37 protein-coding genes are annotated in these 24,707 nt (G+C 73.9%); 36 read left to right on the forward strand and 1 reads right to left on the reverse strand.

Annotated features, from left to right (window positions below):
* Nucleotides 1-35: 35 nt before the first annotated feature.
* The 35 genes from ACZ6Y7_RS32660 to ACZ6Y7_RS32830 all read left to right on the forward strand — a co-directional run bounded on the left by ACZ6Y7_RS32660 (nucleotide 36) and on the right by ACZ6Y7_RS32830 (nucleotide 23,237).
* On the forward strand, nucleotides 36-893 hold the full coding sequence (locus ACZ6Y7_RS32660) for a hypothetical protein (RefSeq protein ID WP_465761553.1): 858 nt from the start codon (nucleotides 36-38) through the stop codon (nucleotides 891-893).
* 137 nt (nucleotides 894-1,030) lie between these two features.
* Nucleotides 1,031-1,438 (forward strand): hypothetical protein, encoded by a 408-nt coding sequence (locus ACZ6Y7_RS32665; RefSeq protein ID WP_465761554.1) that lies wholly within the window; start codon nucleotides 1,031-1,033, stop codon nucleotides 1,436-1,438.
* 334 nt (nucleotides 1,439-1,772) lie between these two features.
* Nucleotides 1,773-2,273, forward strand: coding sequence for an ATP-binding protein (locus tag ACZ6Y7_RS32670; RefSeq protein WP_465761555.1), 501 nt, complete (start codon nucleotides 1,773-1,775; stop codon nucleotides 2,271-2,273).
* A gap of 123 nt (nucleotides 2,274-2,396) precedes the next feature.
* Nucleotides 2,397-2,648, forward strand: coding sequence for a WhiB family transcriptional regulator (locus ACZ6Y7_RS32675; RefSeq protein WP_465761556.1), 252 nt, complete (start codon nucleotides 2,397-2,399; stop codon nucleotides 2,646-2,648).
* A gap of 56 nt (nucleotides 2,649-2,704) precedes the next feature.
* Complete coding sequence (locus tag ACZ6Y7_RS32680) at nucleotides 2,705-2,965, forward strand: hypothetical protein (RefSeq protein WP_465761557.1); 261 nt, start codon at nucleotides 2,705-2,707, stop codon at nucleotides 2,963-2,965.
* Nucleotides 2,966-3,076: 111 nt separating this feature from the next.
* Complete coding sequence (locus ACZ6Y7_RS32685; protein WP_465761558.1) at nucleotides 3,077-3,589, forward strand: hypothetical protein; 513 nt, start codon at nucleotides 3,077-3,079, stop codon at nucleotides 3,587-3,589.
* 32 nt (nucleotides 3,590-3,621) lie between these two features.
* The gene (locus ACZ6Y7_RS32690) at nucleotides 3,622-5,427 is read left to right on the forward strand and encodes a DUF2637 domain-containing protein (RefSeq protein WP_465761559.1); all 1,806 of its coding nucleotides are present in this window, start codon (nucleotides 3,622-3,624) and stop codon (nucleotides 5,425-5,427) included.
* Nucleotides 5,428-5,645: 218 nt separating this feature from the next.
* Complete coding sequence (locus ACZ6Y7_RS32695; RefSeq protein ID WP_465761560.1) at nucleotides 5,646-5,915, forward strand: hypothetical protein; 270 nt, start codon at nucleotides 5,646-5,648, stop codon at nucleotides 5,913-5,915.
* 217 nt (nucleotides 5,916-6,132) lie between these two features.
* Entirely contained in the window at nucleotides 6,133-6,675 is a 543-nt protein-coding gene (locus tag ACZ6Y7_RS32700; protein WP_465761561.1) for a hypothetical protein, read from the forward strand.
* A gap of 17 nt (nucleotides 6,676-6,692) precedes the next feature.
* Nucleotides 6,693-7,829: a hypothetical protein gene (locus tag ACZ6Y7_RS32705; protein WP_465761562.1), complete on the forward strand. Its 1,137-nt coding sequence runs from the start codon at nucleotides 6,693-6,695 to the stop codon at nucleotides 7,827-7,829.
* Nucleotides 7,830-7,867: 38 nt separating this feature from the next.
* On the forward strand, nucleotides 7,868-8,242 hold the full coding sequence (locus tag ACZ6Y7_RS32710) for a hypothetical protein (protein ID WP_402490347.1): 375 nt from the start codon (nucleotides 7,868-7,870) through the stop codon (nucleotides 8,240-8,242).
* A gap of 57 nt (nucleotides 8,243-8,299) precedes the next feature.
* Nucleotides 8,300-8,452, forward strand: coding sequence for a hypothetical protein (locus ACZ6Y7_RS32715; protein WP_465761563.1), 153 nt, complete (start codon nucleotides 8,300-8,302; stop codon nucleotides 8,450-8,452).
* Between the two features lie 24 nt (nucleotides 8,453-8,476).
* A complete protein-coding gene (locus ACZ6Y7_RS32720) occupies nucleotides 8,477-10,585 on the forward strand; it encodes a hypothetical protein (protein ID WP_465761564.1) in 2,109 nt (702 codons plus the stop codon).
* An 88-nt stretch (nucleotides 10,586-10,673) separates the two neighbouring features.
* Nucleotides 10,674-11,165 carry an ATP-binding protein gene (locus ACZ6Y7_RS32725; RefSeq protein ID WP_465761565.1) on the forward strand — a complete coding sequence of 164 codons (492 nt, stop codon included), beginning with the start codon at nucleotides 10,674-10,676 and terminating at the stop codon, nucleotides 11,163-11,165.
* Nucleotides 11,166-11,309: 144 nt separating this feature from the next.
* Nucleotides 11,310-11,948: a hypothetical protein gene (locus tag ACZ6Y7_RS32730; protein ID WP_465761566.1), complete on the forward strand. Its 639-nt coding sequence runs from the start codon at nucleotides 11,310-11,312 to the stop codon at nucleotides 11,946-11,948.
* Between the two features lie 26 nt (nucleotides 11,949-11,974).
* Nucleotides 11,975-12,208, forward strand: a complete 234-nt coding sequence (locus ACZ6Y7_RS32735) for a hypothetical protein (RefSeq protein ID WP_465761567.1) — start codon at nucleotides 11,975-11,977, stop codon at nucleotides 12,206-12,208.
* A gap of 123 nt (nucleotides 12,209-12,331) precedes the next feature.
* A complete protein-coding gene (locus ACZ6Y7_RS32740; RefSeq protein ID WP_465761568.1) occupies nucleotides 12,332-12,694 on the forward strand; it encodes a hypothetical protein in 363 nt (120 codons plus the stop codon).
* A 126-nt stretch (nucleotides 12,695-12,820) separates the two neighbouring features.
* Nucleotides 12,821-13,150 carry a hypothetical protein gene (locus tag ACZ6Y7_RS32745; RefSeq protein WP_465761569.1) on the forward strand — a complete coding sequence of 110 codons (330 nt, stop codon included), beginning with the start codon at nucleotides 12,821-12,823 and terminating at the stop codon, nucleotides 13,148-13,150.
* Between the two features lie 142 nt (nucleotides 13,151-13,292).
* Entirely contained in the window at nucleotides 13,293-13,826 is a 534-nt protein-coding gene (locus tag ACZ6Y7_RS32750) for a hypothetical protein (protein ID WP_465761570.1), read from the forward strand.
* Nucleotides 13,827-13,896: 70 nt separating this feature from the next.
* Entirely contained in the window at nucleotides 13,897-15,093 is a 1,197-nt protein-coding gene (dnaN, locus tag ACZ6Y7_RS32755; RefSeq protein WP_465761571.1) for a DNA polymerase III subunit beta, read from the forward strand.
* Between the two features lie 99 nt (nucleotides 15,094-15,192).
* Entirely contained in the window at nucleotides 15,193-15,945 is a 753-nt protein-coding gene (locus ACZ6Y7_RS32760; protein WP_465761572.1) for a hypothetical protein, read from the forward strand.
* A gap of 87 nt (nucleotides 15,946-16,032) precedes the next feature.
* Nucleotides 16,033-16,269, forward strand: coding sequence for a hypothetical protein (locus ACZ6Y7_RS32765; protein ID WP_465761573.1), 237 nt, complete (start codon nucleotides 16,033-16,035; stop codon nucleotides 16,267-16,269).
* A 135-nt stretch (nucleotides 16,270-16,404) separates the two neighbouring features.
* Entirely contained in the window at nucleotides 16,405-16,737 is a 333-nt protein-coding gene (locus ACZ6Y7_RS32770; protein ID WP_465761574.1) for a hypothetical protein, read from the forward strand.
* Nucleotides 16,734-16,943 carry a hypothetical protein gene (locus ACZ6Y7_RS32775; protein ID WP_465761575.1) on the forward strand — a complete coding sequence of 70 codons (210 nt, stop codon included), beginning with the start codon at nucleotides 16,734-16,736 and terminating at the stop codon, nucleotides 16,941-16,943. Before ACZ6Y7_RS32770 ends, ACZ6Y7_RS32775 begins: the two co-directional genes overlap by 4 nt.
* 42 nt (nucleotides 16,944-16,985) lie before the next feature.
* On the forward strand, nucleotides 16,986-17,543 hold the full coding sequence (locus ACZ6Y7_RS32780; RefSeq protein WP_465761576.1) for a hypothetical protein: 558 nt from the start codon (nucleotides 16,986-16,988) through the stop codon (nucleotides 17,541-17,543).
* Nucleotides 17,544-17,573: 30 nt separating this feature from the next.
* Complete coding sequence (locus ACZ6Y7_RS32785) at nucleotides 17,574-17,957, forward strand: RapZ C-terminal domain-containing protein (protein ID WP_465761577.1); 384 nt, start codon at nucleotides 17,574-17,576, stop codon at nucleotides 17,955-17,957.
* A gap of 123 nt (nucleotides 17,958-18,080) precedes the next feature.
* Nucleotides 18,081-18,329, forward strand: a complete 249-nt coding sequence (locus ACZ6Y7_RS32790) for a hypothetical protein (RefSeq protein ID WP_465761578.1) — start codon at nucleotides 18,081-18,083, stop codon at nucleotides 18,327-18,329.
* Between the two features lie 46 nt (nucleotides 18,330-18,375).
* On the forward strand, nucleotides 18,376-18,987 hold the full coding sequence (locus ACZ6Y7_RS32795; protein ID WP_465761579.1) for a hypothetical protein: 612 nt from the start codon (nucleotides 18,376-18,378) through the stop codon (nucleotides 18,985-18,987).
* A gap of 107 nt (nucleotides 18,988-19,094) precedes the next feature.
* Entirely contained in the window at nucleotides 19,095-19,577 is a 483-nt protein-coding gene (locus tag ACZ6Y7_RS32800) for a hypothetical protein (protein ID WP_465761580.1), read from the forward strand.
* A gap of 136 nt (nucleotides 19,578-19,713) precedes the next feature.
* Nucleotides 19,714-20,460, forward strand: coding sequence for a hypothetical protein (locus ACZ6Y7_RS32805; protein ID WP_465761581.1), 747 nt, complete (start codon nucleotides 19,714-19,716; stop codon nucleotides 20,458-20,460).
* Nucleotides 20,461-20,543: 83 nt separating this feature from the next.
* The gene (locus ACZ6Y7_RS32810) at nucleotides 20,544-20,822 is read left to right on the forward strand and encodes a hypothetical protein (protein ID WP_465761582.1); all 279 of its coding nucleotides are present in this window, start codon (nucleotides 20,544-20,546) and stop codon (nucleotides 20,820-20,822) included.
* Between the two features lie 72 nt (nucleotides 20,823-20,894).
* Nucleotides 20,895-21,428, forward strand: coding sequence for a hypothetical protein (locus ACZ6Y7_RS32815; protein WP_465761583.1), 534 nt, complete (start codon nucleotides 20,895-20,897; stop codon nucleotides 21,426-21,428).
* A 30-nt stretch (nucleotides 21,429-21,458) separates the two neighbouring features.
* Nucleotides 21,459-21,704, forward strand: a complete 246-nt coding sequence (locus ACZ6Y7_RS32820; protein WP_465761584.1) for a hypothetical protein — start codon at nucleotides 21,459-21,461, stop codon at nucleotides 21,702-21,704.
* Nucleotides 21,705-22,438: 734 nt separating this feature from the next.
* Nucleotides 22,439-22,771 (forward strand): hypothetical protein, encoded by a 333-nt coding sequence (locus tag ACZ6Y7_RS32825; RefSeq protein ID WP_465761585.1) that lies wholly within the window; start codon nucleotides 22,439-22,441, stop codon nucleotides 22,769-22,771.
* A gap of 85 nt (nucleotides 22,772-22,856) precedes the next feature.
* Entirely contained in the window at nucleotides 22,857-23,237 is a 381-nt protein-coding gene (locus ACZ6Y7_RS32830) for a hypothetical protein (protein WP_465761586.1), read from the forward strand.
* Between the two features lie 44 nt (nucleotides 23,238-23,281).
* On the opposite strand, the gene ACZ6Y7_RS32835 is transcribed toward ACZ6Y7_RS32830, so the two are convergent.
* The gene (locus ACZ6Y7_RS32835) at nucleotides 23,282-23,857 is read right to left on the reverse strand and encodes an Imm21 family immunity protein (protein ID WP_465761587.1); all 576 of its coding nucleotides are present in this window, start codon (nucleotides 23,855-23,857) and stop codon (nucleotides 23,282-23,284) included.
* A 125-nt stretch (nucleotides 23,858-23,982) separates the two neighbouring features.
* Here ACZ6Y7_RS32835 and ACZ6Y7_RS32840 point away from each other — a divergent pair, with 125 nt between their 5' ends.
* On the forward strand, nucleotides 23,983-24,642 hold the full coding sequence (locus tag ACZ6Y7_RS32840; RefSeq protein ID WP_465761588.1) for an ASCH domain-containing protein: 660 nt from the start codon (nucleotides 23,983-23,985) through the stop codon (nucleotides 24,640-24,642).
* Nucleotides 24,643-24,707 lie beyond the last annotated feature (65 nt).

Genomic DNA, 24,707 nt, shown 5'->3' on the forward strand with positions numbered 1-24,707 from the left:
CCCTCACCTCCCTCCGCACAGACGAGGAGTACCTGATGACCACCTCGACCGCGATCCCCACGGCCCGGGAGCGCAAGCGCCGGACCCGCACGACGAACGTCTCCAGCAAGCCGCCGATCCTCGTGTCGCAGCTCCCGCCCGCTATGGTCCAGCTCACCCACCGCGCCGAGGTCCTGGCCTGCCCGGCCTGCGACACCTGGTGCCCGCTGACCCTGGACAAGGGCACCAAGCGCTGGAAGCTCTCCCCGCACCACACCACGAAGGCCGGCACCCCTGGTGCCCGCCGCTGCAGCAACTCCAACCGGCTGGTCACCATCGACGTGACGCTGGTTCGGTGGCAGGAGCAGCGGGTCGAGGCCAGCGTCGACGCCGCCGCCCGCCGGCCCACCAAGGTCCTGCGCAAGGTGCCGACCCCGAAGCCGCCGGCGCTCCACCAGCTCACCCCGGCCGCGCCCACCGCCGACACCGCGCGCCGCACCTACGAGACGCACCGCACCCGGTGCGCGGCATGCACCACCAGCAAGACGGACGGCAAGCTCCGCGTCGTGCACTGCCCCGACGGCGAGCGCCTGGCCGCCACCTACCTCGAGCTGCTGCGCCAGGAGCCGGAGCGCCGCGCCGCCCAGGCCCGGGCCCAGGAGGAGCAGCAGCTCGCCGAGCGCCGCCAGGCGAAGGAGCAGGCCAAGCAGCGGGCCGCCGAGTGGCCGGAGGCGCAGGTGGACTTCCTGCTCGCGAAGCGCCGCCGGGCCCAGCACATCACTGGCCGTCTCGTCGAGCCGGTCCAGGGCGCGGCGGTGCCGGTCGGAGCCCGCCCGATTGGCGAGGTGCGCAGCGCGGAGGACGTGCTGGCCGAGAACCCCATCCGGAAGCGCCAGCAGCAGCTTTCCGCCTGACCAGCGCCACGCCGGGCCCGGCCCGGTTCCAGAACCGAACAGCACCCCACCAGCCTGCGGCGGCTCGGAATCCCGGGTCGCCGTTTCGCATGCCCGAACACGCCACCAGCAGCGTCACCCGTTCTGAGGAGACCGAGATGCCCAGCACCCTCAACCAGCTGCTCGCCGACGCCTACGCCTGGTACTCGACTGGCCTGCATGACCGGGTGCAGGACCTCCTGGATGACACGGGCCTGGGCACCGGCAGCGACACCGTCGACGACCTGTGCGGAGAGCTGTGGCTGCACGCGGCGGAGCTCACCGCGACCCGCAGCCTCTCCTTCACCGAGGTCCTGGAATTCCTGGACAGGAACGCCTGCCTCCTGGTGAACCGCCTGCGCGACCAGTCGGCGCCCACCCCCGCGGGCCGGCTCGGTACCGCCGCCGACCCGGCCGACATCGCCGAGCTCGTCACCAACGCCATCGACGACACCGACTACCGGCCGGTCCCCCGCCCGCAGCGCCCCGCCTTCGCGTACCTGACCGCGCTGCGCTCTGCCGCCTGACCAGCGGCGTGTCTTCTCCTGCGACGCTGCCCGTCGCCTCCGCCCCGGCTTGCCGGTGCGGGGACGGCGGGGGGACGGCAGGAGCCGCCCCTGAAATAGCCGAAGGCCCCGGGATTGCGCCCCGAGGCCTTCGAGCCGTCGCCTGAACTGGAGGCAACGACCTTGCTGAACACCATGATTGCACGCCCCGCCCTCAACCTCGCCCCGGGGGACAGTGACCCGGACATGGACGAGGCCCTGCGTCGCGTCCGGGGCGGGGGCCGGTGATGGCCGGCCGCAGCTTCGCCGGCGGCACGCCGGTGGCCAAGCCCGGTAAGCCGAAGGGCGGTAAGCGATGACCTCGCCCACGGTCTTCGGTACCGGCACCGCGCCTGACCTGACCGCGCTGGAGCCGATCCTTCCCGCCCCGCGCCCCGGCCTGTACCTGGTCCCCCGCTCCGGTGGGATCACCGCCCACCTGACGGCCGACCAGGACACCGTGCACACCGTTCGGGCCCTGGCCCTGACCGTCCTGGTCGCCCACGGCGTCGACCTGGAGACCGCCGAGGCCGCGCAGCTGGTCCTGTCCGAGCTGATCGGCAACGCGGTCCGGGCTGGCGGCCCCCACGTTCCGCTGGTCGTGGAGGTCTACCGCTCCCGGGTGACGGACGCGGTCGTCACCGTCCACGACCCGCTCACCGACGCCATCCCGCGTCGCACCGGCACCCCGGCGGACAGCGGTGAGGCGGAGTCCGGCCGCGGCCTGACCCTGCTCGACGTCCTCGCCCCCGGCTGGACCGTCCAGCCCTCGCCGATCGGCAAGCAGATCTCCTGCCGCGTCCGCGCGGCCGGCTGACCAACCCGCCCCCAGGCGTCCGCTGCACCTGCCTGGCCACGCCCCCGGCCCGGCAGGTGCAGCGGCCACGCGCCCACACCGCCCAGATCAGCTGACCGCACCACGACACAGAAGGAGACAGACATGGACTGGCGACACCGCGCGGTGTGCCGCGAAGAGGACCCCGAGCTGTTCTTCCCGATCGGCGAGACCGGGCTGGCTCTGCTGCAAGCCGAGGAGGCCAAGGCCGTGTGCCGCCGCTGCCCCGTCATGGAGCAGTGCCTCACCTGGGCCTTGAAGACCGGCCAGGACCACGGGGTGTGGGGCGGGATGAGCGAGGGCGAGCGGCGGGCGCTGAAGCGCCGCGCCGCCCGCAACCGCGCCCGCACCACCTGATCCAGACCGGCCGGAGGCAAGAGCATCAGCCACGACACAAGAGGGGACCGCCCGTGATGACGACCGAGGAGTACGACGCCTGGCAGGCCGGGCTGGAGCAGATGAACCGCGACTACGAGGAGGCCGACCAGGCCGAGTACGTCGCCTGGCTGGACGAGCTCGACGCCCGCGATATCGCGCGCTGGGCCGACCCGGTCCTCGAAACGCCGGCCACTGGTGGTGCGCTCCTGGAGCAGCGGCACGTTCTGCACGAGGCCGCCCACCCGGAGACCGTCGCCGCGCTCCAGCGCCTCGCCCTCATGGCCCCGTCGGTCTGACCGTCGGTTGCTGTCGTCCGCCACCGCGCCCACCCCAGCGGGAACCGGGGGCGGGCGCGGCGGTGTTCGACGGTGCCCGACGCACTGCCCCACGATCACGAGGAGGACCCCGTGTTCCGTCTGATCCGCACCAGCACCTGGACCGCGACCCGGCGCCGTCTGGCCAGCATCGAGTACGAGCTGGAGGAGGTTGGCGCCATCGTCGCTGCGCAGGCCGCTGGCTGGACGCCGCCACAGCCGCCGGTCGACGGCGACCGGGCCGCCGTCCTGCGGTACGTCGACGCCGGTGTGCGCGACGAGGCCGTCTGCCGGGCCGCCGACTTCGCCGAGCAGCACCTCGACCAGGAGAACGTGCTCGGCCTGGCGCTGGCCGAGCGCTGGACCGGCTTCCCGGACGGCGGCGCCGTCCACTACCTCGGCGACGGCCGGTGGCTGCACTACCACCCCGGCCGCACCAAGCTCCGCACCAGCCGGTCCCACTCCTTCCCGGAGTCGGAGCGGATCTGCCTGCTCGACAGCCACCGCCGGGACCTGTACCCGGTGGCCAGCCTGCCCGACCTGCTGGAGCGGCTCGGCGCCCACTACATCGACTACCGCGCCCCGCGCGTGGGCCAGCCGGCCTGACGCCGGACGCTTCCCCGAGAGGACGGATCCGCATGAGCACGACGTACGAGAGCCCGCCGCCGCTGGCCCCGCCGGCCGCGGTGAACGGCAGCAGTCGGCCGCTGAACACGCTGGGCCTGCCGGTCCAGGACCGCAACCCCGCCCCGGCGGCGACCGGGGCGGCGCCGGAGGCCGGAAAGAAGAAGGGCCTGGACTTCGGGAAGGGCGACTGGACGCTCGCCGGTATCGGCGGCCTGCTCGCCGCCGGAGTGTCCACCATCGGCCTGATGGCCTCCTACAAGGCGCTGGAGCGCAAGGCCGCCCTGCCGGTGGCCAAGGGCGGCTGGGCGTGGGAGGACCCGTGGATGCTCCCGGTCGGCCTCGACCTGAGCATCCTGGCGTTCTCCATCATCAACCTGGTGCTCATCAAGGCCGACAGTGAGCTGGCCTGGGTGAAGTGGGTGCCGCGCCTGGGCGCGGCCGCCACCGTCTACCTGAACTGGCAGGCCGCCGCGACGCTGCCCAGCCAGCTCGGCCACGCCGCGCTCGTCTTCCTCTGGGTCGTGTTCTCCGAGGTTGCCGCGCACATCTACGCCGCGCACATCGGCGCGGTGAACGGCCGGACGCGGATGGACGGGATCAGGTTCTCCCGCTGGATCCTGGCCCCGTTCGCGACGGCGGCGATCTCCCGGCAGATGAAGCTGTGGGAGATCACCTCCTACGCCGAAGCCCTGGAGCTGCTCCAGGCCCGCCAGGTGTACCGGCAGCGGCTGAAGCAGAAGTACGGCAAGCGCGGCTGGAAGAAGAAGGCCCGGGCCAACGAGCTGCTGCCGCTGACGCTGGCGCCGTACGGGCTCACGGTCGAGGAGGCGCTGGAGAAGCCGGCCGCCGAGGAGGCCGCCGAGCGCCTTCGCGAAGCCGAAGCCGAGCTTCGGAAGGCCGAAGCGGAAACGGCGGAGGAGCTTCGCCGAGCCGAAGCCGAGCTTCGCCGGGTCGAAGCCGAGGCCCAGATCAACGCCGCGAAGGCCAAGGCCCAGGCGGACGAGCTGGCCGCGAAGGCGGCGCTGGAGATCGCCAAGGCGGAGGCCGAATCGGCCGCTTCGGAGGTCCTTCGCAAGGCCGAAGCGGCGCTTCGGCTGCGCGAAGCGGAGGCCGAGGCGGAGGCCAAGCGGCTCGCCGCGCAGGCCGACGCGGACGCGCTGAAGGTGGCCGCCGACGCCGAGGCCGCTCTCGCCCGTACCCGCCGCGAGGCGGAAGAAGCCCAGCTCAGCTGGGAGCGGGAGCAGCGCATCGCCCGCTGGGACGAGCAGGAGCAGGAGCGGGTCCGGGCCGCCGAAGCGGAGGCGAAGGCCGCCGCCGCGGCGGCCCGCGCCGAGGCGGACAAGGCCCGGGCGGAGAAGGAGCGCAAGGAGGCCGAGGCGGCCGCGGCGGCGGCCGATCGGGCCAAGGCCGAAGCCAAGCTCCGGGCTGGCGAAGCGGACCTTCGGGCCGCCGAAGCCGCCCGGAAGGCCGCCGAAGCGCAGGCCGCCGGCGCCACCGCGAAGGCCGAGGCCGAGCGCCTGGCGGAGCAGGAGCGTCTGGCGGCGGCGAAGGCCGCCGAGGAGGCCGCGCAGGCGGAGCTTCGGGCCGCCGAAGCGCGGGAGGCCGCTGCCGAAGCGGAGGCGAAGGCGCGGCTGACTCCGGCGGAGCGCGAGGCGCGCAAGGTCGCCGACTGGATCGAGGCCGAGGGCGAGGGCGTGGTGACGCTCTCCTACATCGAGCGCGAGCTCGGGGTCTCGCAGACCACGGCGAGCGAACGGCGCAAGCGGGCCCGGCAGATCCTCGCCGAGCGGCGCGGCGAGGCCGGCACCCAGGAGTGAGCGGACACAGGACCGGACGGGGGCGTTGCTACCGCCCCCGTCCGGGCCTCCATCCAACCACCTGAGCGGCCCGCCGCGCGGCAAAACGGCACGTCACAACACCACTCGCGTCCGGCTGTTCGTAGCCGTCCCCGACCACCCGATGCGGGTGGGTGCGGGGGCGGTCACGGCCGTCCGGCCGGCGAATCCAGAAGGGACCCCACGAGAGGGAGGCAGCGGTGAGCAGCACCGCGCAGCCGCCGGCCTGGCGGCGCAAGAGGACCGAGAAGCGCAGCGAACAGCGGGCCCGCAGGGTCGGCGCCCACGCGGCGCAGCTTCGCAGCGAGGCGGCGTCGGGCGGCCCGTCGACCCTCGCGGCGGCCGAGTGGAACATCCTGCGGTCGGTGATCGGCCGCCTGCCGGAGGCCGCCCGGGACGGCGAGTGGATGCAGATCGCCACCGCCCTGCAGAACCTGTCGACGAACCTGGCCAAGCGTCACAGCAAGTGACGGGACGCCGATCCTGATCGCGAATTTCGCATCGCGCATTCGCAAGTACGCGTATCTGCCCGCCCCCAACGCGTAGGCGGGCGCGCGGGCGCGCGCGAGAGTACCCGCCCACGGTGCGTAACCGCAAGGTGCGGCGCACCCGATCTTCCGGGCCGTCACGAGGCGGCCCGCGACCCCTGTTTGGTGATCCACTACACCCCCTTGGGAGGGGACGATCATGGCTGTCATCGAAGCCGTTGTCGGCGCCGGAGTCGGCGTCGCGAGCATGGCCTTGTCGGTGGCGATGCAGGTGCTCGCCAGCGGCGGGCAGACCGTCACCGCTGGCACGGGCCGGCGCCACCGCACCGGCGGCCGCAGCGGCGGCGGCGTGTCCGGGGCGATCAACGGGGCGCTGTCGAAGCTGGAGATGCCCCGCCTGCACATCGCGATGTTCACCGCCGGCGGGGTCGGCCTGGCCGGCACCGGCCTGGGTCACCTCATCTCCACCTGCACCACGTGGGCCAACGACACGGCGGCGCACCTGATGACCGACTGGGTCGGCGTCGGGCTGGGCTGGCTGATCTCGCTCGGCGCGGCGGTGATCCTGCTGATCGACATCCGGGACGACAAGTGCACCCCGCGCACCCTCGCCCTCGCCGCCTGCATGCCGTTCTTCATCACCGCGATCCCCGGCAAGGTCGGCGAGGGCGCCGCCACCGCGATCACGGCGGTCGCCCGGTTCATCGGCCACCTGGTCGCCTCCGCCTTCGGCATGCAGTAGAGGAAGGGGACACCGCGATGGAGCTGCTGATCGCGATGGCGCTCGCGTACGCGCTGGGCGGCGGGGTCACGGCCGGGCGCGAGAGCGCGGCTAAGCACACCAAGACCCCGAAGCCGCCGAAGCCGATCGACCGCACGGACACCGGCCGAAAGGTCGCCGAAGGCGCGATCAACTCGGTGGCCCGCGTCTACACCTTCACTTCCGGCGCGATCGAGGGCTGGCGCAAGGCGTGGCCGGAGACCAAGGCGGCGGTCTCCGAGCGCCGGGCGAAGGTGAAGGCCGTCAAGGCCGAGCGGGAGGCCGCCCGCGCGAAGGCCGAGGCCGGCAAGGCGGCCGGGGTGGGCGGGCCGGAGGCGGCTGATGAGGGGATCATCGACGCCGAGATCGTCGAGGACGAGGTGAACACCGGCGGCCCGAAGGCCCCGGCCGCCGAGAAGACCGCCGAGGCGAAGGAAGCGGCGGAGACGGCCGCGAAGGCGGACGCCACCGTCCACGTCCACGTCACCACCGACCCGCCGCCGCCCCCGACGCCCCCGGTGCCGGAGAGCCCGCCGACCGCCGGCGCCGACGGAGGCACCGGATCGCGTCCGGTGCCTCCCCCCAGGACCGCCCCCACCGACACCGCGCCGGTGGGGGCGCCGCCGTCCGAGGCCGAACCGCGGAAGTACCCGCCGCTGCGGGTCGTCAAGGACGACGGCAGCTCACCCACGGCCCCCGCCGCCGGCGGGGCCGCCAGCACCCCGAGGAGCAGCATGAGCAACCTGCCCACCGCCGCGACGCGGGTCACCGAGGTGACCGGCGTCGACTCCCTGATGCAGTACCTCGCCCAGCTCTCCCGCTGGGCGCGGATGGAGAAGGACGACGCGACGGCCGCCGTCACCCGCCTGACCGAGCTGCGGGCCAAGGCCGAGCACGCCTACAACGCCGCCGCGACCGCCAAGTACGACAAGGCGACGCTCGGCGAGCTCGCCGCGATCGTCGAGAAGCTCACCGAGCTGAAGGGCGCCCGTGAGGAGGACCTGCGCGCCTCCGACCTCGCCGAGCGCAACGCGACCCAGGCGTCGGCGAACGTGTGGGGCCGCCACGGCGGCATCCAGGAGGCCCGCAACGCCTCCGACGTCGACATGGCCGAGACCACCACCTACGGCGACTGACCACCGGTCAGCACCCGAGAAGAACTGCGAGGACCTGCATGGCAGAGATCACCTACAGCCAGATCCAGGAGAACCTGGTGCAGCTGGCGTCCGCCACGGCCGCCGAGGAGGCCGCCGCCCGCGACCGCTTCGAGCGCCTGAACGCCAAGGTCGTCGAGGCGGAGCGCAACTACCACGCCATCACCGAGCTCGGCTTCGACCCGCTGACGCTGAACGACTTCCAGCAGGTCGGCGGCGCCTTGGTCGGCCAGGCACAGGCGGTCGCGGCCGCCGCGAACTCCGCGATCGAACTCAACGGCATGGCCCGCGCCGCCGGGCTCGCGATCGAGCGCCGGCACGGCGGCTTCGACCGGGCGGTCGCCTCCGCCCCGGTGCCGGCCGCCAAGCGCGAGGCCTACAACAACCGCATGTGACCTCCCGGTCAGGCACCGCCCGCCCGCCCCGCGACCTGCCGCGGGGCGGGCGGTTCGGTGCCCGGCCGAGGTGCCGCACCCGGTGCCCGAACGCCCGTCGACCACGGAAAGGGGGGGCGCACGATGCGCCGCGACCCCATGGACCTGATCTACCCGCTCGGCATGTTCGGGCCGGTCATCGCCCTGCTGTTCGTCCTGCTCGCCCGCTGACACCCGGAAGGACCCACGACCGCCGTGATGAAGAAGCCCGCCCCGGCCGGGGCCCACGCCGCCGAAGGCGGCACGCTCAGAAGCCGCGTCGCGCGCGGCGCCTGGCGCCGGCTGCACCGCAACCGCCGCCACCTCCCGCCCATCGCCGCCTCCCTCGCCCTGGCCGGCTACGGCCAGGCCCTCACGGCCGCCCAGCACGGCATCGTCGGCGCGCTCGCCGTCGACGCCGCCCTGCCGGCCGCCGTCCTGGCCACCCGCGCCTGGCGTGCCAAGCAGCCCTACACCGGCCGCACGGCCCGCTTCCTGAACCGGCACCGGGTGCTGCCGACCCCGCCGAACCGGCCGATGCGCCGCGCCGAACTGGTGCGGACCTCGGCCGCGGCGGTCGCGGCCGGCGCGCTGCTGACCGCGATGCCCGTCACCGGCACCGGCCCGTTCGAGGCGCCGATGACCGGGCTGTGGTGGCTGGCCCTCACCCCCGCCACGGCGATCCCGTGGTGGTGGCGCCGCCGCATCCGCGCCGCCGCCGAGCCGCTCGGCCAGGAGGAGCGGATCGCCCGCTGGGAGGAGAAAGTCGGCGCCGGCCGCGGCGCCCTGCCCGGCTCCCGCCTGGTGGATCCGGTCGACACCGGCGACGGGGCGTGGGAGGCGCTGATCGAGCTGGACGGCGGCCGGCAGACCACCGCATCGGCGATCGCCGCGACCACGATGATCGCTTCCGCCTACGGGCTGCCGATCTCCTCCATCGCCGTCGACGGCGTCCCCGGCGGCGCTGCGGACAAGGCGAAGCTGCTGGTCTACGACAAGAACCCGCTCAAGCGGGTCCCGGTCTTCCCGGGGCCGGAGGCGCTGGACGTGGAGACCGGGATCGCCCGCCTGGGCCTGCACATCGACGGCGGACCGGCGCAGTACCAGATGTGGCGGCCCGGCTGGGGCGCCGTGCACACCCACATCTCGGGTGCGACCGGTTCCGGCAAGTCCGCCCTGCTGCGCTCGCTGTTCGCCATCGAGCGGCACTCCGGCCTCGTCACCTCCTGGGGCGGCGACCCGCAGGAAGGCAAGTCCTTCGGGTTCTGGCAGGACTACCTGTCCTACTTCGCCCCCGGCGTGGACGAGTGCATGGGCATGCTGATCGCCGCCGACGCCGAGCTCACCCGCCGCTCCAAGGCCTCCGCGCTCACCGTGTGGGAGGACGAGGACGGCGACCTGATGTACGGCGACACCGACTGGTCCCCCACCCCCGCCGAGCCGCTCATCTCGGTGACGATCGACGAGTGGCAGGACGTCTGGGGCAACTACCCCGAAGCCCTCGACTACGCCGTGCGCATCGCGATCCTCGGCCGCAAGGTCGGCATCAAGCTGCGCCTGGTCACCCACCTGCCCACCCTCGACTCCCTCGGCACGCCGAAGCTGCGCCAGCCGCTCACGGCGGGCAACAACATCGCCTTCCGCACCACGGAGCGCTCCGCCGGGTACGTCATCAACCTGCCCGCCGACCCGAACGACATCCCCGCCACCTGGCCGGACGAGCCCGGCGTTCCGACCTCCGGCATGGGCTACCTCAAGGGCGTCGAAGAGCGCGCCGCGATGTTCCGGGGCTGGGCGCCGGAGCGGGCCGGCATCGCCACCCGCTGGGCCAAGCGCGGCACCCCCGCCGTCGTCTCCGAGGAGGCCGCCGAGCACATCGGCCCCGCCTACACCGAGTGGCGCGACCGCCTGGCGGCCCGCCGCCGCGGCGAGCTCCCGGCGGTGCCCGGCGTCACCGACGACGCCGAGACCACCACCCAGGCCGCCCCGGCCTCGAAGGCCAAGCCGCAGAAGAAGGTCGGCGGCACCGTCGCCCCGGCGAAGGTCTCCTTCGGCAAGCTGCCCACCCAGGCCGGGCCGGGCTTCGAGCAGCAGCTCACCACCACCGCCACCGCGGGCAGCACCCCGGCCCGCGGCGACAAGAAGAAGGCGATCCTCGCCTTCCTCGAGACGGAGGGGCAGGCCACCACCGGCATCATCGCCGCCCGGCTGAACATGCCGCTGTCCACCGTCTCCTCCACCCTCAAGCGGGCCGCCGAGAAGAACGAGGTCGCCGACCTCGGCCACGGCGCCTGGGCCTCCCCCGCCGCCATGGCCGCCGCCTGACCAACCCTGCGCCGCAACCCGTGCCCGCCGCCCCGCACCCCCTGGGCGGCGGGCACAACCGTCCGCACCCACCAGGAAGAAGGCACCCATGCCCGTCACCCACCTGATCGTCGGCCCCAACGGCTCCGGCAAGACCCTCACTATCGAGCAGCTGATCGCCGCCGAGAAGCTCGCCTCCGGCCCCGCCGTCGCCGCCTGGGGTATCGAGCCGGCCTGCCCCGGCCGCCTCACCGGCCTGGACCGCGCCGCCGACGCCGACCAGGCCGTGCAGCTGCTCACCGAGGCCGCCGCCATCGCCGGCCGCCGCCTCGCCCACGCCCGCGATCACGAGCACGACTACGAGCCCACCGCGGACGAGCCCCGCATCCAGGTCGTCATCGACGGCGCCGAGCCCTTGCTGGGGGACACCGAGGCGGCCGGGCTGCTCCAGTTCCTCGTCACTGTCGGCCGCAAGACCGGCATCGAGACCGTCCTCGCCGTTACCGACACCCGCCTCGACGTCTGGCCGCCCGCCCTGCGCCGCCGCTTCTACAACGGTGCCGTCACCACGCTCCAGTGCCGCCACTGCACCGAGGACTGACCAGGCCTCACAACCCGTCTCCCGGCCTCTCCGGGGGCCGCCGGACCCGCCCCACCGCAGGGCGGGCCCGGCGGCCCCAGAAGGCGCCGCGGCGCCCCGCACAACCCATTCCCCGCCCGCTTCCCGCACGGATTGGAGGCTGCCGTGAGCAGCGTCTACGAGACCCCCGCCGTCCCCGCCGCCGACACGGCGGTCGACCTCAACGCCTACCTCCTCCAGGAGGGCTTCGTCCCGGCCACCCTCGATGGCCAGGTCGTCGCCGTCCCGCTCCACCCCACCCCCACCACCCCGGCCCTCATCCCCGCCCTGGTCGACGGCAAGGTCATCGCCGTCCCCGTCCACAACCCCCTCGCCACCGCCGCCGCGCAGGCGCAGCCCGCCCCGGCCCCGTCCGCCCCGGCGCAGCCGGCTGCCGACCCCGGTCTGCCGCTGGCGGTGCGCCAGTGCGTGCTGTACGGCTCGGCTGCGGCGCTGGCGGCGGGCGGGCTGATGTGGATGGTCGGCGCGGCGGTCGGAGAGGTCGCCCCGCACGCCGACCAGCTCGGCACGGTCCTGAAGTGGGCGTCGATCGCCGTGGCCACCGTGGTGATCGGGGTGGCCGCCCTGCTCGGCAAGCTCCGCTCCGTCGCCGCCGGTGCCGGCACCGGGGCGTCCGCGAGCGCCGGCGGCGACGGCTCCAGCGCGACCGGCACCGTCCTGGCCCTGGTCCACCGCACCCACCACACCACCATCGGCAAGCAGTCCGCCGGGTGGCGCGGCTCCATCACCAACAACAACGGCTGACCGACACCCGACCGGAGGACCCACCCGTGAACGCCGCCCGTCGCCTCATGCGGTTCCTGAACCGCCGCCCCGCCCCGCTGTGGGAAGACGACGACCTGCCCAGCGTCTACCTGCCTGCCGGCGCCGAACCGCCGGCCCCCGACCCGGACGGCGAACCCGACTGGTGCACCTGGCGCCAGGACCCCGCCGTCCAGCAACTCCTCGTCGCCGCCGACGACGAGCACGAAGCCCGGCTCCAGGCCGCCACCGAGGACTCCTGACCGGCCGACCTGCCCCGCTCCCGGCCCGCACGCCGCCCGCCCCGCCATCCGGCCGGGCGGGGACGGCGTGCCCGGGGACGGGGCCGGCCGACCGGCCGACACCGAGCAGAAGGAGAAAGCCCCATGTTCGAGCCGCTGCGCATCGACCTGACCAACCCCGCCCCCAGCGACCTGGGCCCGGCGCTGCCTGTCGGCACGTACGTGCTGTACCGGGACGCCGACCGCTACCTCGCCGGCCACCCCGACCACACCCGGGCCTGCCGCGTGGTCGACCACCCCGCCGATTACCTCACCGCCCGCTCCTCCGTGCTGGACCTGCGCACCCGGGAGACGATCCCCAGCGTCCCGGTCGCCTACCTGCGCGTCCTGGACCCGTCCGAGATCATGCACGACATCGACACCGCGCCCCTGGCCGCCCTGGACGGCGGCGAGGCACTCTCCGCCGCCGGTGCCTGGCTCGCCGCGCACCGCCGCGATCACGCCTGACCGGCCGACCAGTCTCGCCCCCGGCCGCACTCCGCCCGCCCCCGCCACCCAGGCCGGGGCGGGCGGAGTGCTTCCGGGGGCGGGGCCGGCCGACCGGCCGAACCCGCAGCCGAGAGGAAACCAGCCGTGGACGTCACCTTCGACACCCTCATCCGCCGCTACTCCGAGGACATCGCCTACCTCGCCGGCGGCGACGACGGCCCCCTGAACGTGCCCCAGGAAGGCTTCACCCCCGAGCGCTTCACCGAGCTCGTCGAGGACGCGGCCGCCTACCTCGACCGCATCCCCGTCTCCCCGTACTTCGACTACGCCGAGGAGCTCCACCAGGCCGCGATCTACCTGAACGACGCGCTGACCGCCGAGCCCGGACCCGTCCAGCACGCCCTCCTCGCCAAGGCGGCCAACTGCATCGACGTCGCCGAGCCCGCGGCCCAGGACCTCGCGCTCAGCTGCTGACCCGCCGCCGAACCTCCTGAACTGGACCACCGGTCCCGTCCCCAGCCGCGCCCCGCCCACCCTGAACTTGCCAGGTGGGCGGGGCGCTCTGGTGGCGCCACCGGCCGTCCGGCCGCACCCATCACCCCGTCCGGAGGACCCAGTGAGCGTCACCGTGACCGTCACCGCCGACCCGACCAAGCCCGGTGACGTGGCCCAAGCCGCCGTCACCGCCATCACCAAGGCCGTCCAGGCCGCCGCCAGGCGCCGCACCGCCCCTGCGGGTCCGCTGCTCACCGCGTCCTGGCGCAGCAACCGCATGACCGCCGGCGAGCTGCTGGAGCGCCTGGCCGAGCTGCCCGACTGCGCCCCGGTGATGGTCGACAGCGAGCCGCTGACCGACACCACCTACGACGGCACCGTCCACCTCCACACCGCGCGCACCGCACCGCCCGTGCCCGGCGCCGGCCTCCCGGTCGCCCCCGCGTCGGTGTGGCGCAGCACCCGCACCCGGCTGCTCGCCGTCGGCGAGCTGCGCGAGCGCCTCGCCCAGGCGCCGGACTTCGCGCCGGTCACCGCCGACGGCGAGGTGCTCACCGACACCGACTACGACGGCGACCTGAACCTGCACACCCCGTACACCGGCGCCCTCGACGAAGACGACGAGGACGAGGACGAGGACGAGAACGAGGACTGACGGTCCGTCCCCGCTCGCCCGCCCCCAACCACACCCGCAACCCGCGCCACCACACCCGAAGGAAGTGCTCATGAAGCTGCGCCTGTTCGCCGGTCCGCTCGCCGACGCCGTCGCCTACGTCGCCCGCGCCCTGCCCGCCCGGCCGCCGGTGCTGGTCCTGGCCGGCATCCTCCTCGCCACCGGCGACAAGGGCCTGACCCTGTCCGCGTTCGACTACGAGGTCGCCGCGACCACCAGCACCGGCGCTGAGATCGCCGACGACGGCACCGCGCTGGTCTCCGGCCGCCTGCTGAACGACATCGCCAAGACCCTGCCCAAGGGCGGCGAGGTCGACATCGAGGTGCCCGGTGCCCGCCTGCTGCTCACCTGCGGCACCGCCCGCTTCACCCTGCCCACCCTCCCGGTCGAGGAGTACCCGCAGCTGCCCGCCGCACCGGACACCGTGCTCACCGTCCAGGCCGACGCGCTCGCCGACGCCGTCGCCCAGGTCGCCATCGCCGCGAGCACCGACGCCTCGCTGCCGGTGCTGACCGGCGTGCACCTCACCCTGGACGACGACCGGCTCACCCTGGCCGGCACCGACCGCTACCGCTTCGCGGTTCGCGAGCTGACCGTGAAGCCGACCGGAACCCTGCCCGCGACGAAGCCCGCGCGCGGCAAGAAGAAGGCCACCGACGACATCGTCGACGACGGCCGTACCGTCCTGGTCCCCGCGAAGTTTCTCCTCGAGGCCACGAAGGCGATGGCCGGCGAGCACCCGATCGGCCTCGGCTGGTCGGAGGGGCAGCTCACCCTCACCACCCCCGGCAACTCGTTCGGCACGCGGCCCCTGGAGGGCGAGTTCCCCAAGTTCCGCCACGTCTTCCCCACCCCCGAGGACGCCGTTCTCACCCTGACCGTCGCCGTGGACGATGCGCTCGCCGTCCTCAAGCGGGTCTCCCTGGTGGCCTCCGCCAAGACCCCGGTGCGCCTCACCGTCGCCACCGCGTCCGACGGCCGCACCGAGCTGCTGCTGGAGGCCGGGCACGGCGACGACGCCCACGCCACCGACCGCATCCCCTGCAACGCCGACGGCGGCCTGGAGGGCGGCGCCGCCATCGCGTTCAACCCCGCCTACCTGGTGGACGCGCTCAAGGCCCTGGCCGCCCCCGAAGCGACATTCCACATCACCCACCAGCACAAGCCGGCGCTGCTGACCGGCCGGGCCGGGGACCTCGCCGAGCCCGACTACGAGCACCTGCTCATGCCGATCCGCCTCGACGGCTGAACCCGCCGCATCACCAGTCATCCCGGCCCGGCCGCACGACGCGGCCGGGCCGTCCGCATCACCAACCCACAACCCACACAGAGAGCGCAGGAGATCGCCGTGAACCAGCCCAACCCGTTGCTCGACCAGGCCGTCACCGAGCCGGACACCGAGGACCCGGACCTGATCTGGCGCACCCCCCGCCGCACCCCGCGATGGATGATCCACGACATCTACGGCACGCCCAGCGTGAAGGCGACCGTCGCCCTCGCCTGCTTCGCACTGCTGATGCTGACCGTGCTCGTCCTCGCCGTCGGCCCCTACGTGCTCCACGCCCTCCAGTGGATCGCGAAGCCCGAGCACTCGACTGCCCCGGCCTGGCGTCTGTGGCACACCGTCAACGACCCGATCTACCACTACCTCCAGGTCCACTCCGTCGGCCTGCCCGCCGGAGCGCGGACCCTGTTCACCTTCTGGGGCCTGGCCGGCGCCGTGATCCTGATCCGGGCGCTGCGCCAGGGCGCCACCGTCGGTGTCCAGCTCGGCGCCTTCGTCTTCGGCGCACTGACGGTCGCCATGGTCTGGTCCGGCACCGAGGGCCCCGGTAAGCCGGTGGCCGCCGGCCTGGCCGCGCTCGCGTGGGCCGTGGTCGCCGCCCTCGCCCTGACCGGCTCCTGGATCCACACCACCGTCATCAACGAGCCCCCCGCCGCGCCGCCCGCCCCCGCTCCGGTCCCGGCGCCGCCCGTGACGGTGCCGGTCACCGTCGAGGTGCCCGAACCGCGGATCGAGGCCGTCGTCGTCGACGTCCAGCAGCTCCAGGTCGACATCAACGGCCGCCGCCTCACCGGCGACGACGGTCAGCACGCCTGACCCCACCCCTCAGGGCCGCTCCGCACCGGGCGGGCGGCCCCACCCTCCCTGTCCCGCACCGCCGAACCGGAAGGCCGACCCCGCCGCATGTCCTGGTCCATATCCCGCGACGCCCGACTCGCCGAACTGCGCCAGCTCCTGCACGAGCGCTCCGCCACCCTCGCCAACCTCACCCCCGGCACCACCGCCCACACCGGCCTGCAAGCCGAATGCGACGCCATCTACGCCGAGATCAAGAAGCTCGAGAACTCCGCCAGCTGCTCCCCCGCCGTGCTGATCGCCATCACCGTGCTCGTCCTGATCGTCATCCTCACCGCCCGCTGACCGTCCACCCTTCCGGGCACTGACGCCGCGCACCGGCCGCCCCGCCGCCCCCGCCACCAGGCCGGGGCGGCGGGGCGCTCCGGTGCGCGGCGCGGCCACCCGGCCGGGCATCCCGTCGACCGCAAGGAGAAACCCGTGTCCCTCCCCCGCCAGCAGCACCAGCCCGGCGCGCACACCCCGGTCCCCTACCGGGCGCAGCAGCCCGCCCCGTACACCGGCCAGGCCGGTCCTGGCGAGCGGGTCATCATCGTGCAGCTGCCCGCCGACCAGCCGCTCGCCGACCGCAGCGAGCCCACCGCGGCCGACGTCGCCGCCGTCCGGGCCGCGGTCCGGCGCGACGCCCGGTTCTTCGTCCTGCTCCTGGTCGGCGTGATGCTCGCCGTCGCCTCCCTCGCCGCCCTGCGCTGGGCCGCCAACGCCACCATCCCCGCCCCGGCCCCGGCCCAGACCGCCCCGGCCGCCCGGTGATCCACACCCTGCTGCAACGGGCCGCCACCCGGCTGCGCCGCCCCCGCATCGTCTGCCCGCACTGCTGGGGCCACGACCTGGAACACCACCCGCCCGCCTTCTGGCGCTGCGCGAGCTGCCAGTACGAGTGGGGCCCAGGCGCCGCCTGGAACACCCCGCAATGGCCGGCCCGGCCCACCACCCGCACCCACGACCTCTACGCCTGACCGGCCACCGCCCGGCCGCCATTACCCACAGAAGGGAACCCCGTGAACACCCACACCACCAGCGACATCGAGCAGGTCTTCGCCGGACTGACCGCCCAGCGCCACTCCGGCCTGCTCGATGCGGACGACGCCTACGACGTCCTGCTACGCGTCCTCGCCCACGCCCGAACCATCGGCCAGACCCGCACCACCGCCGACGAACTCCACACCGCCATCCACCAGCTCGACGGCAGCCACGTCTTCGGCGGCCGCGGCACCCTGCGCACCCTGCTGCGCAACGCCGCCGCCGACCGCGAGATCCGCATCACCGCCACCGGCCACATCCTGCTGCGCTCCGACGCCCCCAGCGACGGCGGCCCCGAACACACCTGGATCCGGCTGGAGACCAGCCGGGGAACCGAGGTCGAGATCGTCGGCGCCGACCCGTGGCCCGACTACCAGCAGCAGGCCCCCGGCCCGGCCTGGTGGCGCTGCACGGGCTGCCGGATGTCCAGCGGCAGGCTCGCGCAGGACCTGGACCTGATGCGCATCGAGGCCACCGACCACGCCCGCGACTGCTCCGCCAGGCCCGCCCCCGCCGCCTGCCCCGACGCCCACTGACAGCAACCACGCCAGGAAGGACCACCGCCCATGGTCATCGAGATCACCTCCTTCGGCCACCTCCACGGCCCCGCTCCCGCCGCTCACCTCTCCCTGGACGTCCGCGCCCACTTCCACGACCCCCACCGCGACGAGAACACCCGGCACCTGACCGCCCGCCACCCCACCATCCAGGACAAGGTCGCCACCACCCCCGGCATCCCCCAGCTCCTGGACGCCACCGTCGCCGCCGCCCAGGCCTTCGCCGCCGGCCCCGCCGCCGACATCGCGCCCCTGACCATCGCCGTGGGCTGCGCCGGCGGAAAACACCGGGCCGGCTATCTCGCCGACCAGCTCGGCGAGCGCCTCACCGCCGCCGGCCACGACGTGCACGTGACCCACCGCGACATCGACAAGGCCGTCGTGGAGCGCTGACCGCCGTCCCGGCGCTCACGCTGCCCACCACCGCGCCCCGTCCCGGCTGCCCAGCCGGTGGCGGGGCGCGGTGGTGCGCGGCGCGGCCGCCCGGCCGGATCCACCCACGGAGAGGACTCCCCCATGGCCCAGGCCCACGACCCCGCCCCGGCCGACCCGCAGCACCGGGCCGACCTGCGCGACCTCGAGCCGCTCGCCGCCCGGGTCGCCGCCGCCCGCGACGGCTGGCCCATGCCCGCCCTGGACCCGGACAGCCGCAAGGCCCTCATCCGCATCCTCACCGAGGCCGCCGCCCGCGGCGGCGCCGCCAACCCCGAGGCCGCCCGCCTCGCCCAGGCCCGCGCCGACGAGCTGCGCGCCGGACTGGACTGACACCCGCCCAACCAGCCCGGATCGGCCCTGCAAGAAGAGGAGAGACATGGACAGCACCCTGACCACGGAGCAGCAGCTGGCACTCGCCGTCGAGTTCCGCGTGCCGATCCCCCAGATGAAGCCGGGCGGCGGGTACGGCGAGATCGTCGTTCGCCGTGACGAGACCAGCGACGGCTGGGCGGTGACCGACGGCGCCCTCGTCGGCCTGCGGGCCTGGACCGAGGGCGAGGACGGCGGCTGGCGGCCGGTCAGCGACATCGGCCGCGCCGCCGCCTACCGCCACACCCGCGAGCAGGCCCTGGCCCTCGCCCGCCGGGCCGCCGAGTACGAAGCCATCACCCACCAGGTGCTGTTCGGCGTGATCGCCGACCCCCTCGGCCACGCCATTCGCACCCGGCGACACAGGATCACCTGCCCGCGCTGCCACCACCAGGGCGTCGAGGAGTACCGCGAGCCGATCCCCGGCACCGACGACTACGCCGACTGCGCCCGCTGCCCGGCCTGCCGCCTGGAATGGGCGCTCGACCCCGGCGCCGACATCACCTGCCCCACCTGCGGCGGCAGCGGCATCCCCGGCGCCGGGCCCATCGGCCGGCACACCCCCGACGGCTGGCAGCACGCCCCCACGTGCGGGTGCGTCGAGTCATCCGGGCAGTGACGCTGCCCACCACCGCGCCCCACCGTCCAGCCCACCAGGCCGCGGCGGCGGGGCGCGGTGGCGCGCGGCGCGGCCGCCCGGCCAACCCCACCACCACGGAGGCACCCGTGAACACCACCGCCCGCACCGCCCGCTTCGCCGCCGCATACGCCCTGCTGCGCGCCGGAGCGGACGTCGGTGACCACCTCGTCCAGACCGACCACTGCGCCCGCACCAAGGGCGCCACCGACGCCGCCCCCGTCACCGGCGACGACGGCACCCTCCACGGCACCGCCGCCGGCCGCAAGGCGTGCGCCGTCCACTGCCTGACCTACTCGGCCACCCAGGCCGCCGCCCTCCTCCTCGGCGCCCGCGCGCTCGGCCTGCGCCTGCGCCCCGGCCAGATCGCTGCCGCCCTCGCCATCTCGGGCCTGACGCACTACGCCATCGACCGAAGGGTGCCGGACGGGCTCCTCCAGCGGTTCGCCGACGCCACCGGCAAGGGCAACTTCTACCGCCTCGCCGACCACGGCATGAACGGCGCGTACTGCATGGACGGCGCCGTCCACCACGCCTTCGAGACCATCGCCGCCGCCGTCCTGGCCCGCTGACACCACCCCAGACACAGCCCCGCCGAACAGCCGCACCGGCCCCAGCGCCGACCGTGTCCGAGGCGTTCAGCGACGACCCCACCGGCGCCTGGACCTGACCACCCACCAGCCCCGCACCCACCGGAAGGAAACCGAGATGACCCAGCAGACCACCGACCTGCGCACCCGCGCGCTGCGCGCCCTCTTCGACCTCGCCGACCCGGCCGCCACCGTCGCCGCCGCGGCCGCGGCTGGCCTCACCGCCTACCGCGCCCTGACCGCCCGCCCCGCCGAAACCCGCACCACCCTCGCACTGGCCACCGCCGGCCTCGCCGCCGCCCTCACCGACCAGCACACCCACCACCTCCTCACCCCGCTCCGCGCCCGCCTCGGCATCGAGCGCCACCCCGCACCGACCACCGCAGTGCCCTCGCTGGCCCAGCTCGCCCAGGACGCCACCGCCAATACCGCCGCGCGGGCCGCCAGCGGCGCGATCCACCTCGACTTCAGCTCCGGCTGCCTCACCAACCCGCGCAACTGGCAGGGACAGCCGGACGGCACCGCCACCTGCGAGCTCACCCCCGCCGCGCACCTGCTCTACCAGCCGTCCGGCACGGACAGCGGACTCGCCGAGTACAGCGGACGGCCGCGCTACTACGAGCTGGTCGCCGACGGCGAGCACCCGATCGTCGTCACCACCGTCACCCAGCTCGCCGACCTCCTCCAGCGCCACGCCGACGGCCGCCCGCTGGACGGCAGCGACGAGGACGACCCGTGGGCGGACGTCAGCCAGGACAACACCACCCCGCAGGCCAGCACGGACGACCTCCCCGAGTCCGACGAGGACCAGGCCGACGACCACCGCGGCCAGGAAACCGAAGCCCGGACCGACACACGCTCCTGACCGGCACCAAACCGGGCGGTCGGCTCGCCCAGCACCCGGCCGCCCGGCCCCACCCCGTCCGCACCGATCAGGGAGTCACCGCGATGGCCCGCACCACCACCCGCCTGCACACCCGCCGCCCCGCCCCCGTCCGCAACCACGACACGAAGACCACCCCGCTCCTCGCCCTGCCGAAGGTCAGCGAAGACCCCTTCGCCGGACCCGCCGGCCGCACGCACTTTGCCTGCGACACCTGCGAGACCACCTGGGCCGGCGCGGAAGCCGACTGCTGGAACTGCGGCCGACCCGCCACCACCGAGCACCCCAACCTCACCGCCGCCCTCCAGCTGCTCCTGCACCGCGCCGCCGCCCACCGCGCCTGACCACCCGCCACCACAACCCTGGCCCGGCCCGCACCGCAGCGGCCCGGGCCACCTCGAAGGAGACCCCCAGACATGACCCTCGCCCCGATCCCCCGCCGCGGCCTGTTCACCGCCGACCCCAACGAGCGCCTGCGCCCCGGCACCCCCACCGCCGCCTGGGAGCTGTGGCTCACCGGCCCGAACGCCCTGCTGCCGATGCCCGACCTCGCCACCGCCCTGATGGCCGCCGCCGAGCACAACGCCCTGACCGCCGAGCTCGACGACGGCTCCCCGCTCGAGCCCGTCACGTACGCCCTGGTCCTCCACCACGGCTACGCCTGGCGCCGCGAGGGCGCAGCCCGCCCGGGTGCCGGCATCGCCGTCCCGTCGCTGTGCTGGACCGCCTGCTGTTCGGTGTGCGGCGACCAGGTCGAAGACGAGTACATCCCCCACCACACCACCCCCGAGGCCGCCGCCAACGACGCCGCCGGCCGCGAGTGGCACGAGCGCCCCGACGGCCGGCTCGTCTGCGACCGCAGCGACGACGCCCACGACGAGGCCCGTGCCCAGGCGCTCCCCCAGAACGACGGCGCCGAGCCGGACGAGAACCAGCTCACCTTCCTGTAGGCCAGCCCCAGCATCCGAATGGAGGACCGCATGCACCGACCCGTCATCGCCCCCCGCCCCGACAGCCCCGCCTCCCACGCTGTCGGCCTCGACCTGGACGGAACCCTTGCGGTGGACAACGGATGGCAGGGAGGCCGCATCGGCCTCCCCCAGCCCGGCGCCATGGACGCGCTGCGCACCCTCGCGCGCCACAGGGCGGTCTTCGTCTACACCGCCAGGCCGAGGATCTGGCTGCCCGAGGTTGCTGATTGGGTCACCTTTCTCTGGGGCTGGTGACGCGTGGCGGGTAGATCAGTGCAGGTCAGCAGCGGTGAAGGTGACCCTAGCGAATGCAACAGCTGTGGTGCCATCGCCCGGGAGGGTGAGTGTTGGCCGTCTTGCGTACCAGTCGCCCCGGGCTGATCACCCGCCAGGTGGTGTCTGGGGCCCGCGCTACCATGCGGCGATTTGGAGGTCTCATGCGTTTCACCGTTCCGCCGCCGCCCCTCGATATAGCGGCCTGCTTCCCGGACCTGGTGCCACATGCTCGATCCACCACTCTGCTGTACCCGCGTGCAGGTGCCCCCGGTCGGGGGGAGAGCTCGCTTGGTGGACCGCTGCTGTGGCCGGCTGACGAGCCGTGGCCGACATGTGTCGCGCCGGACCACTACAACCCTGCGCGCGGACGTGCGGTGGTCGGGCCGGACCCCGTGGCCATGGTGCCTGTGGTTCAACTCTTCGCCAAGGATGTTCCGGCCCTGATGTTTCCGACCGGCACTGATGTGCTCCAGGTGCTCTGGTGCCCGCTGGTCCACTCCGCGCACGACCAGTGGTCGCCTGTGCCCGTCTTGCGTTGGCGATCCGCCGCAAAAGTCGCGTGCGGGCAGCTGCGGGAGGAAGCGCCGAAGCCGTACGAGTTCGACGACGAGTACGTGCCTCGGCCCTGCGTTGTTCACCCGACTGAGGCCGTTGAGTACCCGAACTGGGACCTGCCGGACGATCTGTGCGAGCGCGTCGGGGAGTGGAGCGACGTGATTGAGGAGACCACGGGCATCTCCTACTTCGACGCGTTCACCACCAGGCAGAGCAAGGTCGGCGGCTATCCGGGCTGGACCCAGGAGCCGAGTTGGCCCGAGTGCGTCTGCGGCGAACGGATGGAGCACCTCCTGACCGTCTCAGCGAGCGAGTCATGCGGCCGATGGCTGCCGGTCGAGGAGCGGACACCTCCCGGCTCCGGCCGGGAGGTGTCCGACGCCCGGCAGCACACCAGCCACGGGATGGTGATGGGCGACGCCGGTGGTATCTACGTCTTCGTCTGCCGTGCCTGCCCCAACTGGCCCACGGCCCACCGCTACGACTGCTGATTCCTGTGAGCTGGCCGCTCGACAAATCCTTTCAGGCTGACTGTCCGGGATGCCTGTCCGACCAGCACCTATCAGAGGAGCCGACATGCGGTACCTCACCCCCGCCCTTGCCCTCAGCGCCCTCCAACGCGGGAAGCAGATCGAGCAGTTCCTCGGCGCCATCGAAATCGACGGCCGGCCCGGGCTCCGCTGGATCGCTCTCAGCCCCGGCCGTGCGGGCATCACCATCTACCTGAGCGAGGTCGAAGACGTCGGCACCGACGCCTTCCTCGACATCACCGAGTTCCCATCCCTGGACCCCGAGGACGAGACCTGGGGACGGGAAATCGCTGTCCTGCCCACCCCCGACGAGGCCCTGCATCTGTCCGAGCAGGAACTCGCCGCAGACCCGCAGCGCTGGGTCAACGACGGCATCGTCTGCGACGAGTACCAGGACTTCCGGACAGCACGCAGGTCGAACCTGTGAGGACCGTGTGCGAGTCAAGGAGCCGTTGTCGACTGGCCGTCGACCTATAGAAGGAGCTGAACCAAGCTGATCCAAGGGGAGTCGCCGGTCTTCTGGAACGCGCGGACCCTCCAGCGCCCTGCGGGCAGGTGGACGGGGGCTTGGTCCGGCTCGCCTCTGCCGTCCGGGTAGGGCACTCCGAGGTTCTTGCCGGCCTCGGCGGAGTCCATGAGGACCGCCGGTCCGTCGGTCTCCCAGAGACCGCACTCCTCCCACGGCGTCGCCGGGTCGTTCAGCGCCGCTTCGGTGGCGGAGAGCAGCTCGGCGTCGGAGTCGGCGGCGAGCCAGCGCATGAAGGCCCTCTGCTCGGGCAGGTAGCAGGTGGTGGCGGGCTCGTCGCCCAGCACCAGCGCGGAGACGTCGCTGCGGCCGCGCAGGCCGATCACCTCGGCCAGGCCCTCAACCCCGCAAGCCCGGTCGTAGTCGTCTGGCTGGTCGCTGTCACCGATGATCATGCCGTCCTCAGTGCAGCCACCCCAGTACTGCAGTGCGTACACCGGGACGACGATCAGAGGACCACCCAAGGATTCGACCCAGGTCAGATCGAGGGTCATCCGGACGGCATGTGGATCAGTACTCATGTACGCAGTGTGCCGCTGATCAGTGACAAGCAGGGAACCAGGGTGAGCACCTGCACGGCGGACAACGGACAGAACTGAAAGACCCCCATAACGTCACCGCCCGCCACCGCCGCTACCACCCCGCCGTGGCGGCCTGGTTCAACCGCCACGGCATCCCCGCGGTCGTCGACGAGGACCCCGACCGCGCCTACTGGACCGACGACGGCGGTCGGCTCCTCGTCACCAACAAGAAGCTGGGCGCGGCCCTCTACATCGACGACCGCGCCCTCGCCTTCACCGGCGACTGGACCGCCGCCCTCCCCGAAGCGCTGCGCCGCATCGGCGAGCCTCCCGACCCGGCGGCACAGCCCGCCGCTGACCTCCCCGCGCTGACGATCCGCCAGCCGTGGCTGGCCGCGATCCTCGCCGGAGACAAGACGACCGAGAACCGGTCCTGGCCGACCCGCCACCGCGGCCCGGTCGTCCTGCACGCCGCCCGCGCCCTCGCCCGCGACGGCCAGACCGACCCGCACGTCCGCGCCGTCCTCGCCCGCCCCGGCGCCCCCGCGCTGACGACCGGCGCCCTGGTCGCCACCGCCCGCGTCACCGACTGCCACCGCGACACCGGATGCTGCCGGCCCTGGGGCCTGCCCGGCCGGTGGCACTGGACCCTCACCGACGTCCATGCCCTCGCCGACCCGATCCCCGCCGCCGGCCGCCTCGGCCTCTGGCGCCTCGACCCCGGCCAACACGCCATGCTCCACCGCCACCAGGCCGCCGCCCCGTCGGCGCTCGCGCACGGCTGATACGCCCGGCCCCGGCCGTGCACCCGCCCGGTTGACGCCGGGCGGGTGCTCCCTTTCCGGCACCA

It is taken from the genome of Kitasatospora sp. NPDC053308, from assembly GCF_055585785.1.

What these genes read in the sequence shown, in the direction of transcription:
- ACZ6Y7_RS32660 (WP_465761553.1), top strand. Translation starts at nt 36, where the DNA reads ATGACCACCTCGACCGCGATCCCCACGGCCCGGGAGCGCAAGCGCCGG.
- ACZ6Y7_RS32665 (WP_465761554.1), top strand. Translation starts at nt 1,031, where the DNA reads ATGCCCAGCACCCTCAACCAGCTGCTCGCCGACGCCTACGCCTGGTAC.
- ACZ6Y7_RS32670 (WP_465761555.1), top strand. Translation starts at nt 1,773, where the DNA reads ATGACCTCGCCCACGGTCTTCGGTACCGGCACCGCGCCTGACCTGACC.
- ACZ6Y7_RS32675 (WP_465761556.1), top strand. Translation starts at nt 2,397, where the DNA reads ATGGACTGGCGACACCGCGCGGTGTGCCGCGAAGAGGACCCCGAGCTG.
- ACZ6Y7_RS32680 (WP_465761557.1), top strand. Translation starts at nt 2,705, where the DNA reads ATGACGACCGAGGAGTACGACGCCTGGCAGGCCGGGCTGGAGCAGATG.
- ACZ6Y7_RS32690 (WP_465761559.1), top strand. Translation starts at nt 3,622, where the DNA reads ATGAGCACGACGTACGAGAGCCCGCCGCCGCTGGCCCCGCCGGCCGCG.
- ACZ6Y7_RS32700 (WP_465761561.1), top strand. Translation starts at nt 6,133, where the DNA reads ATGGCTGTCATCGAAGCCGTTGTCGGCGCCGGAGTCGGCGTCGCGAGC.
- ACZ6Y7_RS32705 (WP_465761562.1), top strand. Translation starts at nt 6,693, where the DNA reads ATGGAGCTGCTGATCGCGATGGCGCTCGCGTACGCGCTGGGCGGCGGG.
- ACZ6Y7_RS32710 (WP_402490347.1), top strand. Translation starts at nt 7,868, where the DNA reads ATGGCAGAGATCACCTACAGCCAGATCCAGGAGAACCTGGTGCAGCTG.
- ACZ6Y7_RS32725 (WP_465761565.1), top strand. Translation starts at nt 10,674, where the DNA reads ATGCCCGTCACCCACCTGATCGTCGGCCCCAACGGCTCCGGCAAGACC.
- ACZ6Y7_RS32740 (WP_465761568.1), top strand. Translation starts at nt 12,332, where the DNA reads ATGTTCGAGCCGCTGCGCATCGACCTGACCAACCCCGCCCCCAGCGAC.
- dnaN (WP_465761571.1), top strand. Translation starts at nt 13,897, where the DNA reads ATGAAGCTGCGCCTGTTCGCCGGTCCGCTCGCCGACGCCGTCGCCTAC.
- ACZ6Y7_RS32765 (WP_465761573.1), top strand. Translation starts at nt 16,033, where the DNA reads ATGTCCTGGTCCATATCCCGCGACGCCCGACTCGCCGAACTGCGCCAG.
- ACZ6Y7_RS32785 (WP_465761577.1), top strand. Translation starts at nt 17,574, where the DNA reads ATGGTCATCGAGATCACCTCCTTCGGCCACCTCCACGGCCCCGCTCCC.
- ACZ6Y7_RS32790 (WP_465761578.1), top strand. Translation starts at nt 18,081, where the DNA reads ATGGCCCAGGCCCACGACCCCGCCCCGGCCGACCCGCAGCACCGGGCC.
- ACZ6Y7_RS32795 (WP_465761579.1), top strand. Translation starts at nt 18,376, where the DNA reads ATGGACAGCACCCTGACCACGGAGCAGCAGCTGGCACTCGCCGTCGAG.
- ACZ6Y7_RS32805 (WP_465761581.1), top strand. Translation starts at nt 19,714, where the DNA reads ATGACCCAGCAGACCACCGACCTGCGCACCCGCGCGCTGCGCGCCCTC.
- ACZ6Y7_RS32810 (WP_465761582.1), top strand. Translation starts at nt 20,544, where the DNA reads ATGGCCCGCACCACCACCCGCCTGCACACCCGCCGCCCCGCCCCCGTC.
- ACZ6Y7_RS32815 (WP_465761583.1), top strand. Translation starts at nt 20,895, where the DNA reads ATGACCCTCGCCCCGATCCCCCGCCGCGGCCTGTTCACCGCCGACCCC.
- ACZ6Y7_RS32820 (WP_465761584.1), top strand. Translation starts at nt 21,459, where the DNA reads ATGCACCGACCCGTCATCGCCCCCCGCCCCGACAGCCCCGCCTCCCAC.
- ACZ6Y7_RS32830 (WP_465761586.1), top strand. Translation starts at nt 22,857, where the DNA reads ATGCGGTACCTCACCCCCGCCCTTGCCCTCAGCGCCCTCCAACGCGGG.
- ACZ6Y7_RS32835 (WP_465761587.1), bottom strand. Translation starts at nt 23,857, where the DNA reads ATGAGTACTGATCCACATGCCGTCCGGATGACCCTCGATCTGACCTGG.